Source organism: Paenibacillus sp. 1-8, from assembly GCF_056316205.1.
The window spans coordinates 3288011-3302162 of sequence record NZ_CM149995.1; the positions used below are offsets into that span (position 1 = coordinate 3288011).

The 14152-nt window shown below is 46.4% G+C and carries 10 protein-coding genes and 1 other annotated feature; of the genes, 2 read left to right on the forward strand and 8 right to left on the reverse strand.

The features are described from left to right. Positions 1-115 precede the first annotated feature (115 nt). From AC0WRU_RS14920 to AC0WRU_RS14940, 5 genes are all read right to left on the reverse strand, one after another. Positions 116-406, reverse strand: a complete 291-nt coding sequence (locus tag AC0WRU_RS14920; protein ID WP_025684242.1) for an Fpa/YlaN family protein — start codon at positions 404-406, stop codon at positions 116-118. Between the two features lie 141 nt (positions 407-547). Next, positions 548-790 (reverse strand): HPr family phosphocarrier protein, encoded by a 243-nt coding sequence (locus tag AC0WRU_RS14925; protein ID WP_025684243.1) that lies wholly within the window; start codon positions 788-790, stop codon positions 548-550. 89 nt (positions 791-879) lie between these two features. Beyond that, entirely contained in the window at positions 880-1995 is a 1116-nt protein-coding gene (locus AC0WRU_RS14930; RefSeq protein ID WP_476125351.1) for an aminopeptidase, read from the reverse strand. A 76-nt stretch (positions 1996-2071) separates the two neighbouring features. Further along, positions 2072-2923, reverse strand: a complete 852-nt coding sequence (locus tag AC0WRU_RS14935) for a hypothetical protein (protein WP_476125352.1) — start codon at positions 2921-2923, stop codon at positions 2072-2074. 119 nt (positions 2924-3042) lie between these two features. Continuing rightward, entirely contained in the window at positions 3043-5028 is a 1986-nt protein-coding gene (locus AC0WRU_RS14940; protein WP_476125353.1) for a sensor domain-containing diguanylate cyclase, read from the reverse strand. A gap of 436 nt (positions 5029-5464) precedes the next feature. Between AC0WRU_RS14940 and rpsD the strand changes: the two genes are divergently transcribed. Further along, positions 5465-6064: a 30S ribosomal protein S4 gene (rpsD, locus tag AC0WRU_RS14945; protein WP_025684247.1), complete on the forward strand. Its 600-nt coding sequence runs from the start codon at positions 5465-5467 to the stop codon at positions 6062-6064. 81 nt (positions 6065-6145) lie between these two features. Here the strand turns inward: rpsD and AC0WRU_RS14950 are convergent, their stop codons facing one another. Both AC0WRU_RS14950 and tyrS read right to left on the reverse strand, forming a co-directional pair. Beyond that, positions 6146-7015 (reverse strand): AraC family transcriptional regulator, encoded by an 870-nt coding sequence (locus AC0WRU_RS14950; protein ID WP_476125354.1) that lies wholly within the window; start codon positions 7013-7015, stop codon positions 6146-6148. A gap of 316 nt (positions 7016-7331) precedes the next feature. Further along, the gene (tyrS, locus tag AC0WRU_RS14955) at positions 7332-8585 is read right to left on the reverse strand and encodes a tyrosine--tRNA ligase (RefSeq protein WP_476125355.1); all 1254 of its coding nucleotides are present in this window, start codon (positions 8583-8585) and stop codon (positions 7332-7334) included. Between the two features lie 65 nt (positions 8586-8650). Next, positions 8651-8919 (reverse strand) — a binding site (T-box leader). Between the two features lie 135 nt (positions 8920-9054). On the opposite strand from tyrS, the gene AC0WRU_RS14960 reads away from it, so the two are divergent. After that, a complete protein-coding gene (locus tag AC0WRU_RS14960; protein ID WP_476125356.1) occupies positions 9055-12078 on the forward strand; it encodes a transglycosylase domain-containing protein in 3024 nt (1007 codons plus the stop codon). Positions 12079-12204: 126 nt separating this feature from the next. Here the strand turns inward: AC0WRU_RS14960 and acsA are convergent, their stop codons facing one another. Then, on the reverse strand, positions 12205-13920 hold the full coding sequence (gene acsA / locus AC0WRU_RS14965; protein WP_476125357.1) for an acetate--CoA ligase: 1716 nt from the start codon (positions 13918-13920) through the stop codon (positions 12205-12207). Between the last annotated feature and the right edge of the window lie 232 nt (positions 13921-14152).

Below are 14152 nucleotides of genomic sequence, written 5' to 3' on the forward strand. Positions count from 1 at the left end.
GGATGGTAGTGACCGCTTCACGTTCATTTGATCTTCTGATATCACTTCATATGTAAAGGCATCAAAAAAAGCATGCTCTCGAACCCCGCATGCTCTCATCAATGAAACCGTCTTTCTAATTGGCCTTATTGTTCATGGCCTCATATAGAATAGCCAGATTGCGTTCCAGCTCACTGACCAGCTGTTTACCTACCATTTCCGGAAGAAGGCCGACGCGAACCGCGAAATCCACTTCCTTGGAAAATCCGTACATCTGAGTATCCAGCACTTCCTCATAGAGAGGGCAATAACGGGTTGCCAGATTCTCCATCTGTACTTCAATAAGCTTCTTTATTTTATCTGCGTCATCTTGAAGCAGATTAATAGCCTTAATATTCAATTGTTCCTGTAAATCAGATGAAGTCATGGATTCTTCCCCCCTATCTCTCAATGTCGCACAAGACGTTCTAACCTTAATATTAGACCAAATTGCAGGCTAATACAAGAACCTGACAAAAAAAGCATCCCTACAGTTACAGGTAGGGATGCTTTTGATCCAAGAATATAGTCAGGAGGCTACCGATATGTGTAGCCCGTGCTTCTGGAACACTTCAGTGATCGCTTTCTTGGCTTCCTCCGCGTCAGGTCCATGGACGTGCAGCTCATAGCTGTGGCTGCTGACTAATGTCGTAAACAAGCCAAGTATACTTTTCACGTCAATATACTTATTTTCGGAATGAAGGACGATGGAAGAAGTAAACTTGCTCGCTGTCTGTGCAATTTCAACAATCGCCGCGTTACTATTAGACATAGAGATCCCTCGCTTTACTGGATTATCATGTATCATTACTCATCCATTATAATACATTGAAATCGTTTTCTCAGCAAGGATAGATATCGTTATTTTAAGTTCTCGGGATTTAACGGCTCCAACTCAGGCAGTACAAAAATGCCATCCTTGCGGATCAGAACATCATCAAAATAAATTTCACCACCACCGTATTCCGGACGCTGAATCAAGACCAAATCCCAATGGATCGAAGAACGGTTGCCGTTATCTGCTGTTTCATAAGCCTGACCCGGCGTGAAATGCAAGCTGCCTGCGATTTTTTCGTCAAACAGAATATCCTTCATCGGATGCAAAATATACGGATTGAACCCAATTGCAAACTCGCCAATATAGCGTGCTCCCTCATCGGAATCCAAAATATCGTTTAACCGCTTCGTATCATTACTCGTTGCTTCTACAATTTTACCATTCTCAAAGCGGAATTTCACATTTTCAAAGGTGATACCGTTGTACAGCGTTTGTGCATTATAGCTAATAGTTCCATTAACGGAATCTCGAACAGGAGCACTATATACTTCGCCATCTGGAATATTGCATTGACCGGAGCATTTGATGGCGCCGATTTGCTTAATAGAGAAATTCAGATCTGTGCCCGGTCCGCTAATCCGAACCTTATCTGTCCGGTTCATCAGGTCAGCCAGCGCATCCTGCGCCTTATCCATTTTCGCGTAATCCAGATTGCACACATTGAAATAAAAATCTTCGAACGCCTCTGTGCTCGTATTCGCCAATTGCGCCATGCTGTCATTCGGATAACGCAGCACTACCCATTTCGTATGCTTCACCCGCTGCTCGCTATGTACCGCATGCTGATAAATCGAATTATACAATTTCATCTTGTCTTCCGGCACATCTGACAAATCATTGACATTTTCGCCAGCGCGAATCCCGATGTAGCAATGCATTTGTTTCATCCGGTTGAGGTCTATATCAGCCCAGGTTTGCACCATTTCCTTTGTCGCATGACGAAGCATGGCGCTCTGTACCTTACGATCCGTGAGCTGAACGAAAACGTTGCCGCCTTTTTTGCCTATCTCATGAATAATAGCGTTAAGCAGGTCCCGCTCTGTACCGATCATTTCAACCAGCACGTTCTCACCCGGCTGTACCTCAACAGAGTAACCTACCAGATTTTCTGCCAGTTTAAGTATTCTGGGATCTTTCATTTGTTGTCTCTCCTTCTTTGTTACATTCTTTTTGAACAACGGTTAATTCGAAGTCCATTGTATCATGCCCGTTGCGTTACTTGTAGCCCTCAAAAGCAACTCTGGTAATCAGAGCTTCCTCATGCCCCTCTCCATTTGCCTCCTGCCGCGCAATTTTGCATTCCGACGACAACTTCAGGGGCAAGCCTGTTTGGCGGTCTATCGTCAGATGATACACAGCATGCACATCAGAATGTTCTAATTGGCTACTCATATCCTCGCGACTCTGCGCCCATATTCGATTCAGCTTTTGCTGCACCTCTTGATTCTTCCCGTTCTGCTTCATGTTTGCTTGCAAGAGGTGAGGATTTATGGCATCCATTTCTTTCATTAAACGGTCTTTCAACCATCGCTTGGCCGAGGACGATTCTGGCTCAATCCTCACTACCCAGGTTCCCCGCGCGGCCCCGGCCTCTATACGAATGGTTTTATTCAGTGCATTCAGTTCCTCCAGCTCCTGAATCGGATTAAAACGATTTAACGTCCCTACTCCATTCATAGCTATACGACTGGATGTAACGGCAATCCATTTTCCATCCAAACGAAGAAAACGCTCCTGTGTTACCTCATCCCCGGATGCGCCTTGTTCGAGTGCAGCATAGCTTGACTGCTTGTTAAAAGCCCTCGCAGAACCCCAATGCATGGTCAGTTCATCGTGATTGCTCACCTTACCATGATATGCGAACTGTTTATCCACCAGCATACCATTTCTGGTTATGACACCAGCCTGACCTTTGAACGTTAACGTTTCTTTGCCCGCTATCCCTGCAACGGCTCTTTTAAAAATCTGATCCGGCGCATTTTGCTGTTCTGCAAGTGTACATCCACTTAACGAGCACATCATGAGCAACATACAAACCAGCATACTCCACTCTCTTCTCCAATGCATTTAATCATCCGCCCATCATATCCTGATATAACCTCTTGAGTTTGTTATTGATATAGGGTTTCCTGACTACAAAAGGTTATGCACAGCAAAAAAAGAGAACATTCCATAAGGAACATTCTCTAGGCATTGCCCACATGATCAATAACAATCCGGTTGCGACCTTCATTTTTCGCCTCATACAAAGCCATATCCGCCCTGTAAAATAAAGATTCAATGCTGATCTGCTCATCCAGCCAGTTCCATTCAGCAATCCCGCAGGAAACGGTCACCTGAGGCTGGGTTTCATGTTGTACGCGATAGCGGATTTTTTCCGCATACTCCAGCGCCTGCTGTACTCCGAGCTGTGGCAAATAAATTGCCAATTCCTCACCGCCCCATCTGGCACATACATCCTCGCTACGGGTCGCCGAACGAACAATATCACTGACGCTTTTCAATATTTGATCACCTGTCTGATGTCCGTATGTATCATTCACCTGTTTGAACTGATCAATGTCCACCAAAATGAGAGAACCGCAAAAATCTTTCTCCTGATGTCGCTGAATCACCTTGTCCACATAATGACGTACATACAGACCTGTTAGCATGTCCATATTGGCCAGACGCCGTACCTCAGCATGCAGCATGGCATTTGTTACCGCCAAACCGATATGGGGGGCCAGCATTTGCAACATTTTGTAATTATCGTACGAAAAAAAGTGAGGGAGCTTGCTGGACAATAAAATAGCCCCTCTCGGTATACCGCTAGTTTTCATAGGTACCGCCATCAAAGAAAGGGAATCGGTCATATCCATAAAATCGGAGGATATCTTCCCTTCCATTCTGTAATCTGACACGATGACAGGCTCTCCTGTTCTGCGTATCAGCTCTGCAAACCCATCCTCGCCAGAGTAACTGTGCAGCCTCAAACTTTCTACGTTGCTTGACGTGACCTTAAAGCAATTTCCTTCCTGATCAAGTTGCACAATACAGCAAAAGTCAGCCAAGAACATTTTCAATAATTCCTGCACAGCAAACTCGAATATTTCATTCAGCTTAAGGCTTTGATTCAAGCGCTGAACCAGTTCATTAATGAGACGCAACTCATGGATGAGCACATTGGATTGCTCCAGCAGCTTTGCATTTTCAAATGCGGTGCCTGCTGTGTCCGCCATCATGGCGATCAGCTCCACATCCACTTTCTTCATGCTTTCGGCACCTGATGGAAGAATCATATGAAACACACCATATACGCCTTGCTTGCCACGTAAAGGAATGCCGATTTCGGTCACTTCTCCTTCTGTACCTACAGGCTCATTTACAGCCATTTGGCCTTTCATAAATGCACGCACACATACATCCTCGTCCCGCTCGTGCAATAACAAAGGTTTGACCTGCGGATTACGACTGTGCCGATCCTGGCTCATATACAACGTGATATCCACATGCGGAAACAAGTAAGCTATGCTGCCAAATACCTCGTCCAGCACGCCTTCAACATCAATCTTGTCATGCATCCGCTTTACAATCTGAAATAAAATAGAGCGTCGCCTGCCTTCGCGGTCGCTCCGTTCCTGCATCCCCAGGATATCTTCCATAAATATATACTCAAATCTCGTATAAAAGCAGGATCTAAAATGCAAAGTTGCCGCCAATAATGCGTCCTGCTCGGAAACTGAATGTTGAGCAGACAGTGTAAAACGAAGAGCAGCAAAAGCCTCGCCCTTATGATTACGGCAAAATAGAGGAACCATGTACACAGATGCAAGGCTTCCGTCCCGAAGTTTGCGTTGACTTATTTCCATTTTTCTGGACAAGCAGCAACGTTCGACCAGCTCCAAATCCTCGTCATCATCCTCTTCCCTACCTGCAACCCGAACACCTGTAAAATTAAAAACGGCGGATTGTTCTTCATTAATCCACGATATACCATTGCTCTGCTGCAACCAGTTCCGATATCCTTGGACAAGAAGCTGATTAATATAGGGGAAATCAAATGGTGTCATATCCATGTTTTGGAGCCAGGCAAAAGACGTATATTCTTTATCATCAAACAGCGGAGCACCGCTAGCCTGAGCTGCTTTACCGTCAAGCGTTTGCTGATCCGTTGTTGAAAAGTCCGACATATTAAGGCGCTCCTTTACAGCAAAGTTAGCTGTACCAAGACAGCGGCTACACACCACTATAGCTTATAATATGACCTATTTTACTCTTAACTCCAGAAATTTGCATCCATTTTTCAGAAATTCGTCCCCCTTTTTTAGTTCTAAAGCCCTATCGACAAATTTTGACGTTTTCATTCTTTTTCTCTTCTTGACATTGACCCACTATTACATATAGTATATATTAATGAAAAAGACTGTACGGCAGAACTATCTACTGTGCGGATCTTAAATTTTGGGCGTAACAGTTTGTGTCACCCTCATCTTATTTGTTGCTAACAGGACAGCGGCTGAACTTTTCTGTCAGTAGTGCGCATCACCTTGATTGGTAGCGCCGAACAAATTGGAGCGCAAAGAGAGCCCCAACTCAAATTTTAATTATGAAGGAGTTAACTCTATAATGGCACGTTACACTGGTCCTAAATTTAAATTGAGCCGTCGTCTGGGGATTTCCCTGAGCGGCACAGGTAAAGAATTGAAACGCCCTTTCCCTCCGGGACAACATGGTGCAAACCAACGGAGAAAAATCAGCAACTACGGTATGCAGCTTCAAGAAAAACAAAAGCTGCGTCACATGTACGGCTTGGGTGAAAAACAATTCCGCACTTTGTTCAACAAAGCTCAACACATGCACGGTATCGCTGGTGAGAACTTCATGTTCTTGCTGGAAAGCCGCCTGGACAACCTCGTGTTCCGTCTTGGCTTTGCTAACTCCCGTGCAGGCGCACGTCAATTGGTAGCACACGGTCACGTTACTGTGAACGGTAAAAAAGTTGACATCGCTTCTTACCAAGTAAGCCTGGGCGACGTGATCGGTCTTCGTGAAAGAAGTCGTTCCCTGTCTTCCATCAAAGAAGCTTTGGAAAACCGCAACCACTTGGCAGCTTACCTGGAGTACAATGACGCAGCTCTGGAAGGCAAATACATCCGTTTGCCTGAGCGTGGCGAATTGTCCCAAGATATCGACGAAAAACAAATCGTCGAATTCTACAACCGCTAATCCTTGTGATAGCATCGAAAAGCACCCGAACCTCGTTCGGGTGCTTTTTTCGTGTTACTGTAGCGTGCAGCTTGCAACATTTTATTCGATCGGTATATATACCTTAATATCCAAATGATCGGGAAAGGAGGAATTCATCACGTCAGTGATTTCAAAATCAGGTCCTTCCCTACGCTCAAAATTAGAATTGGGGAGCCATGTACCGTAGATATAGTTTCGCACATCCTGAACCCGGCCACTCGGACCTGAAGCGTTAAATTCGGCATACTTTCCTGCAGGAATCTCCATATAGATAAACCCCTCTGCCAAATCTTCCGATTCTCCCTCAACTTCCTCGCCAATCACAAATGAAAACTCACCATTATCTTGAAAAGAGCAAGCAATACCGTACGACATGCCCGGTGCAATTTTATTCGGAATACGCATAAAATGCTCATTCGTTCCAAAGTGTTCATAAAATCCTGGAATCTCATTATAATGCTGCTCATGATTCAGGTTTGTTTTGTACTCATGGCCTATGACCTTAATCGTATCGAATTGCAGCATTACCGGCTTATTCACATCCAAATCCCCTTTGGTGTTTTTTTGATAATCCAGAAAATTAATCTTGTGTTGCTGAGAAATATCTATATCACTGTTCCGGTATTTTCCCGGGGTGACACCAAAACTTTTTTCAAAAGCACGTGTAAACGCTTCTTGCGAACTGTACTGGTATTCAAGAGCAATATCTAATACCTTTTGATTAGACTGTTTCAGCCCTACAGCCGCCTCCGATAATCTCCTCTTCCTTATATACTGTTGAACCGTAAAACCCGAAATCGCCTGAAAAAGCCGCTGAAAATGAAAGGCTGAAAAGCAAGCTTGCGAAGCAATTTCCGTAATTTTCAACTCCTCCCGAAGGTTCATTTCAATAAACTCAATCGCACACTGTATTCTTTTAAAGTAGTCCATACGATTCTTCCCCTTACTTGTCATGGTTTGACGATTCATCCGCCAAGCGAATTTAGCAAGACTTCGTAATCCATTATGTACAATCCTGCACATGCCTGTTTGATCATTTGTGCTAAGTTTACCACAGCCTGCCTTTTTACTTTAGTAGAAATAAAAACAACGCAGAAACACTATGCATGTCTCTGCGTTGTTAAAATAAAGGTGATTAACGGCAGGCAACAACGAAGCGGCCTGATTTGAATCTGGAGAAGTCCAGCGATGTAGACTAAATTGAACGCAGGACTACCTCTCTCCCGCCATGTATCTCACATTTTTATCAGCCCAGCTTGATTTTGGCAAACTTACGTTTACCCACTTGCACAATATCGCCTTCCTGCGGCGTGTATGCTTCGTTTACATCGGTCCATTTCTCTTCATTAATTTTGACCGAGCCCTGTTGAATGCTGCGTTTGGCTTCACCATTGGAAGCCGCAAAGCCCAAATGAGTCAACAATTGGATGACACGGATGCCGCCATCTTCCAAATGATCGGCCGTCAAAGTGAACTCTTCAATATCGTCAGGCAGCGCTCTTTGCTGGAATACGGTCACAAAATGCTGCTTCGCTGCTTCCTCTGCTTCCTTACCGTGGTACATACGTACCAGCGTTCCAGCCAGCTTCATTTTGGCGTCACGCGGATGCACTGAACCGTTCTTAATGCCTTCCGCCAGCTCAGCCAGTTCCTCATTGTTCAAATCTGTTGCCAGCTCAAAATATTTAAGCATCAGTTCATCAGGAACCGACATGGATTTTCCGTAGATTTCGTTCGGCTCCTCATCGACACCAATGTAGTTGCCCAGGCTTTTGCTCATCTTCTGCACGCCATCCAGCCCTTCAAGCAGTGGCAACGTAATGGTGGCCTGTGGCTCCACTCCGTACTCCTTTTGCAGAGTTCTGCCCATCAGCAAATTGAACTTTTGATCTGTACCCCCCAGCTCGATATCGCTTCGGAGTTCCACGGAATCCATCCCTTGCATCAACGGGTAGAAAAATTCATGGATGCTGATCGGCAAGCCGTTTTGGTATCTTTTCGTAAAGTCATCCCGTTCCAGCATACGTGCGACAGTTACTTTAGCGGCCAGTGTTACCACATCGGCAAAAGACATGGGAGCCAACCAATGGGAATTGTAGTATACCTTTGTTTTTTCGGGGTCCAGAATTTTGAATATCTGCTCCTTATACGTCTGGGCATTGCGCTGGACATCTTCCTCGGTCAGTTGCTTACGAGTTTCCGATTTGCCTGTCGGATCACCAATCTTGCCCGTAAAATCACCGATGATAAGTTGTACCTGATGACCAAGCTCCTGAAACTGGCGCAGCTTATGCATAACGACCGTATGCCCGATGTGAATATCCGGCGCAGATGGGTCAAGTCCTAATTTAATTTGGAGCGGCTCACCGCTAACGACCGATTTAATAACCTTACGCTTCAGCTCGTCCTCCGGTACAATTTCTGCCACACCGCGTTGAATCACATTTAATTGGCGTTCTACCTCTGCCTGCTGCTCAGGCTTCATTTCTTCCCACTTCATTCTGTATACCTCCTGTTTTTATCCAAAATATTACATATTAAACAAACCAAAAAGCCCCTTTCATCCCAAGGGACGAGAAGGAGCTGCTCGCGTTACCACCCTAATTAAAGAAACGTATGCCAAAGACAAGCGTTTCTTTCACTTCATTCCTATAACGGGCCTACACCCGGTACTGGATTACTATGGTCAGCTTCGCAAATCTGCAAAAGCTCTACCATTCATCCAGACAGCTCCAGACGGTAATTCAAAGGAGGGTCGTTACCGATTCGCACCAACCATCGGCTCTCTGCACAACGTGATTCCACCTTCTACTGAAGTCTTTCTCTGCTTTTCACGATATTTACTTTGACCTATTTATAACACACCACTTTTATAGAGTCAACGACACCAAAAGACAGGCTTTTTAGCATATGGGTTCATTTTGTAATTTTATGCTATAATAATGGCTGTTATAAAGGAGGAAGACTTAATGGTTGAAGAAAAAAACAATGTGTCAGAGCCAAAGCCTTCCCGCTTACGGACAACCATGCGGAGGCTCGGCCGTGTCATAAAGTGGGTCGTCATCATCGGTTTTATGGGAGCGCTGTTCGCAGGAGGAGCCGCAGCCGGCTATGTAGCCTCTATCGTGAAAAGCGAGCCTGTACGCTCCAGATCCATGATTGAACAGGAAATAGACAAAAATGCCATTACAGGCTTCGCTTATTTCAATGATGGCTCCCCTATCGGACAGCTCCGGACAGAAGAAGATCGACGTCCTGTCACGTTTAAGGAGATTCCGCAACTCGTTATTAACGCAGTCATTGCTATTGAAGATAACCATTTTTACGAGCATAAAGGTGTCGATCTGTCGGGAACGCTGCGGGCTATAAAACAAAAAGCGCTGCATGAATCCGTACAAACCGGGGGAAGCACCCTGACCCAGCAGCTTGCCCGTCGTGTCTTTCTGAATCTGGATCGCACGGATGACCGCAAGGTCAAGGAAATTTTGCTCTCGCTGCGCCTTGAGCGATTCCTGAGCAAACAGCAAATTATTACGGCCTATCTCAATAAAGTACCTTTTGGTAACGGGTCTAGCGGTTATAACGTCTTTGGGATCAAAGCAGCTGCCAAAGGTATTTTTAACGAGAATGATCTGAGTAAGCTGAATGTGGCTCAAGCCGCCTATCTGGCAGGTCTGCCACAGCTTCCTTCCTCTTATTCCGCTTACAACGGTAAGGGCGAATTTAACGAGTCCGGCTTTAAAAGGGCGATCAACCGCCAGCACCTGGTACTCAGCCGAATGCTGGAGGAGAATAAAATCAATCAGTCACAGTATGATGAGGCGATGGCTTTTGATATCAAAAAGTCACTTGCTCCACGCACCGTTAAAGCCTATAACACGTATCCGTATCTTATGATGGAGATGGAACGTCAAGCTGCGCAGGCACTCATGTCGGTCACAAATCCGGGTCAAGCGGCCAATGCCAGCGCAGATGCCAAAACCAAGGATGATAACGATTTGCTCAAAGAAGCTGAACAGCAGCTTCGAACAGGTGGTTATATGGTATACACCACTATTGATAAAAGCATCTACAAGTCGATGCGCCAAATTGCAGAGAATAAGAATAATTTCTCTGCCACAAGTAAAACCAAGGGTGACGAGCAAGCAGCCGCGATTCTAATCCAGCATAAAACAGGCGCGATTCTCGGTATGATGGAAGGCCGGGATTTCCAAAAGGAACAGATGAATTATGCTACCCAGATGGTACGCCAGCCGGGATCGGCTATGAAGCCGATTGCCGCCTATCTCCCTGCATTGGACAGCGGTCTCGTGCAGCCTGGCAGCATCGTGGATGATGCACCTATTATTTTGAAGGATGGCAGCAATGGGTATCACATCCCGAAAAACGCCAATAACCGCTATCAGGGGCTGGTTACGGCCCGTTATGCGCTGAATCAGTCACTAAATACGATAGCACTCAAGTTGTTTAACGAAAAAGTAGGTATCAGCAAAGCTTGGGATTTTGCCAAGAAGCTAGGCATTACCACCTTGGAACCAAGTGATAACAATGCCCAGACGGGTGTACTCGGCGGCTTGGCCCACGGGGTCACAGTCGAGGAACTGACGAATGCTTATGGTTCGATTCCAAATGGCGGTGTATTTAATGACGCCTACATGATTGAAAAGATTGTGGACTCGCAAGGCAATATTGTTTATAAGCATCAGCCTAATCCTGTACAAGCCTTTACACCACAAACCGCCTATCTGATGACGGATATGCTGCGTACAGCCGTGTCGGAAGGTACAGGCAGACTGGTGAAGCGTAATTTCGATCAAGCTGGCAAGATTCCGATTGCCGGTAAAACAGGCACTACACAATCCTATACCGATGTATGGTTCGAGGGCTTTACGCCTGACGTCACACTGGGTGTATGGGTTGGTTACAAGCAACCTGTCAATAAGCTCGAAACAAAAGCACAAAAAGAGCGGGCACGTCGCCTGTGGGCGCAAATCATGAATGAAGTAACCGCAAAGGAGCCGAATTTGTTCCAAACCGACAGCTTCAAGCGACCAGACGGTATTGTAACAAGAACAGCGTCCGTATACGGCTCGGATATTTACAACAGTAAGTATCTACCCAAAAACAGTGAAAATGGTGTCACTCGTGCCAAATATATTACCTACCAAGGTGTGAATTATATTCCACGCGATGGTACACCGGATGATATGTTGTATGAACGGACCGTTAGGAGACGGGAAAAGCCAATCTCAGAATTGATTAAAGAGCTTCAGCAAGCCTTTAAGGTGATGAGACGACATAACTCGTTGTCCTACTATCTGCCTCAGGATGCAGATAAGACGGCTCCTACCCGGATTGATCCGCGTAAAGACGATGGAGCCGATCCTAGTGCTCCGTCTAACGTTAGCGTAAGCTATAGTGACGGCAAAGCTATGATCAGCTTTAGCCCAAGCGGAAACAGCGATGTCGTAGGATACCGCCTATATCGTTCTACGGATGGGGGCAGTTTCCAACGGCTTGGTGAGGTCGTCATGGCTGATGGCTCTAAAGTGTTCTCTGACAGCCCGGGTGGCAGCAGCTCCAGCTACTACGTAACTGCCGTTGATGTAGGTGGACATGAGTCAGGGCCAAGCTCCCAAGCAAGTGCAGCACCTGTAGTGCCCCCTGTTGATCCTGGGAATCCAGTTGTACCGGGTGAAGGAGATGGAACGGGTGCGCAGCCTACGGAGATTCCTACCGCTCCAGGGCAGCCTCAAGCGAAAGCAGCAGGCTCAGCCGTAGTGCTCCAATGGAGTGCAGGAAAGCCTGCTGATGCGATTACAGGCTATAAAGTGTATTATAGTAAAAGCGGTGCGGAGCCTTTTACAAACATCGGCTCCACCGCATCCACCAGCTTTCAATATAAAGCGGGCAGCAAACCGAAGGGTTGGTTCCGCATCACTTCCATGAATGCCTTGGGGGAATCAGCTCCTTCCGGAGCCGTTCGTCCATAACAGCTCACAACAGCAACAAATACTGATATTTGGTGAAAATCCACTTTATCAGCTCAACAAAAAGGGAGTCTCTCAGCCATCACGGCTTTGGAGACTCCCTTTTTTGTATCTTACTAAATGAGCATTTCAATCCTCTATGGTAGACAAATCTCCTGTAGGAAGATTAAGCTCCCAGGCTTTGAGTACACGTCTCATAATTTTACCGGAACGAGTTTTGGGCAGCTTTTCCTTAAACTCAATTTCGCGTGGTGCAGCATGGGCAGACAGCCCTTCTTTGACAAAGCGATAAATATCCTGCTGCAAGGCTTCAGAGGGGGTGTAGCCTTCACGGAGTGCGATAAAAGCTTTAATGATCTCTCCCCGCACAGTATCCGGCTTTCCGATCACTCCAGCCTCCGCTACAGCGGGATGCTCCAGAAGCTTGCTCTCGACCTCAAATGGACCGATTCGCTCCCCGGACGAATTAATGACATCATCAATACGCCCCTGAAACCAGAAGTATCCGTCCTCATCCATATAGGCAGAATCACCGGACACATACCAGCCGGAAAAACGGAAATACTCCTGAAATTTGTTCGGGTTGTTCCATATACGGTTCATCATAGAGGGCCACGGTGTACGTATCGCCAAGTGCCCCATTCGATTAGGGGGTAGCACTTGCCCTCTGTCGTCCAGAATAGCCGCCTGAATGCCAGGCAAGGGTTTTCCCATCGAGCCGGGCTTAATCGGCAGCTCAGGGTAATTACAGATCATTTGGCCACCCGTTTCCGTCATCCACCAGGTATCATGAATACGCTGCTTGTATACCTGCCAGCCCCAGCGCACCACCTCGGGATTTAGCGGCTCCCCGACGGATAACACATGCCGCAGGCTTCCGAGATCATATTTGTCAACGATATCCTCCCCTGCGCTCATAAGCATCCGAAACGCGGTAGGAGCGCTATACCATACGGTCACCCCGTGGCGCTCAATGGTGCGGTACCAGTCCCCGGGGCTAAAACGACCGCCACGGATCACATTTGTTGCTCCATTCAGCCACGGGGCGAAAATGCCGTAGGACGTTCCTGTAACCCAGCCGGGATCGGCTGTACACCAATACACATCATCTTCACGCAAATCAAGCACCATTTTACCGGTATAATAGTGCTGAATCATCGCGTTTTGGACATGATATACGCCTTTAGGCTTGCCCGTTGAGCCTGACGTGTAATGAATAATCAGCCCATCCTCACGACTCAGCCATTCCGGTTCAAGTTCCTCGGAGGACGTAAGCATTTCCGTTTCAAAATCAATAATCCCTTGCTCCCGTTCGTCCACATCGCCAACCACAAAAATATGCCGCAGCTCCGGAAGTTCCTCACGTTGTACGCGCGAGAGAAGCGCATGCGTGGTCACCAGCGCCACCGCCCCGCTATCTTCCAGCCGATCCTTGACCGCCGTTTCCATAAACGCCTCAAACAAAGGCCCGACGACTGCTCCTACCTTCAAAATGCCAAGCAAACTAATGACCAGCTCAGGTGAACGCGGCATGAATATAAATACCCGCTCCCCTTTGCCAATGCCGTATTTTCGCAGCACATTGCCAAACCTGTTGGAGCTGGCACGCAACTCAGAAAAGGTGTAGGCTTCATGGCGGTTCGCGTCACAATACAACAGCGCCGTTTTGTCACCTCTCCCTTCCTCTACATGCCGGTCAATCGCTTCGTGCGCCATGTTCACCTTGCCTGATTCATACCACGTAAAATGACGCTCTGCATCTTCCCACTGAAAGCGGTTGTAAGCTTGTTCATACGGGCCCATGTTGGATGTGGGAACTACAGCCTGGAGTTCTTCAATCTTCATGCGTTCAGCCTCCTCACGATATAATGAGAATAATACAGAACATGATAACGCTTACAAATTCAATACAAGCATGTCAATTCCTTTGTTTAACATCTGATAAAAGCGACTAATTGTGAACAAATTATGTCTAAAACAGTATATCATAGGTGAGGATGTGACGACCATCCTTTTCATTTATTTGTTTTTTTGCTATAAGTAGGGGATATGGGAGCTAGGTCACGGTAAACAAGGA

Coding starts and splice junctions, on each gene's coding strand:
- AC0WRU_RS14960 (WP_476125356.1), top strand. CDS start 9,055: ATGGTTGAAGAAAAAAACAATGTGTCAGAGCCAAAGCCTTCCCGCTTA.
- AC0WRU_RS14930 (WP_476125351.1), bottom strand. CDS start 1,995: ATGAAAGATCCCAGAATACTTAAACTGGCAGAAAATCTGGTAGGTTAC.
- rpsD (WP_025684247.1), top strand. CDS start 5,465: ATGGCACGTTACACTGGTCCTAAATTTAAATTGAGCCGTCGTCTGGGG.
- AC0WRU_RS14935 (WP_476125352.1), bottom strand. CDS start 2,923: ATGCATTGGAGAAGAGAGTGGAGTATGCTGGTTTGTATGTTGCTCATG.
- AC0WRU_RS14920 (WP_025684242.1), bottom strand. CDS start 406: ATGACTTCATCTGATTTACAGGAACAATTGAATATTAAGGCTATTAAT.
- tyrS (WP_476125355.1), bottom strand. CDS start 8,585: ATGAAGTGGGAAGAAATGAAGCCTGAGCAGCAGGCAGAGGTAGAACGC.
- AC0WRU_RS14925 (WP_025684243.1), bottom strand. CDS start 790: ATGTCTAATAGTAACGCGGCGATTGTTGAAATTGCACAGACAGCGAGC.
- acsA (WP_476125357.1), bottom strand. CDS start 13,920: ATGAAGATTGAAGAACTCCAGGCTGTAGTTCCCACATCCAACATGGGC.
- AC0WRU_RS14940 (WP_476125353.1), bottom strand. CDS start 5,028: ATGTCGGACTTTTCAACAACGGATCAGCAAACGCTTGACGGTAAAGCA.
- AC0WRU_RS14950 (WP_476125354.1), bottom strand. CDS start 7,015: ATGGACTACTTTAAAAGAATACAGTGTGCGATTGAGTTTATTGAAATG.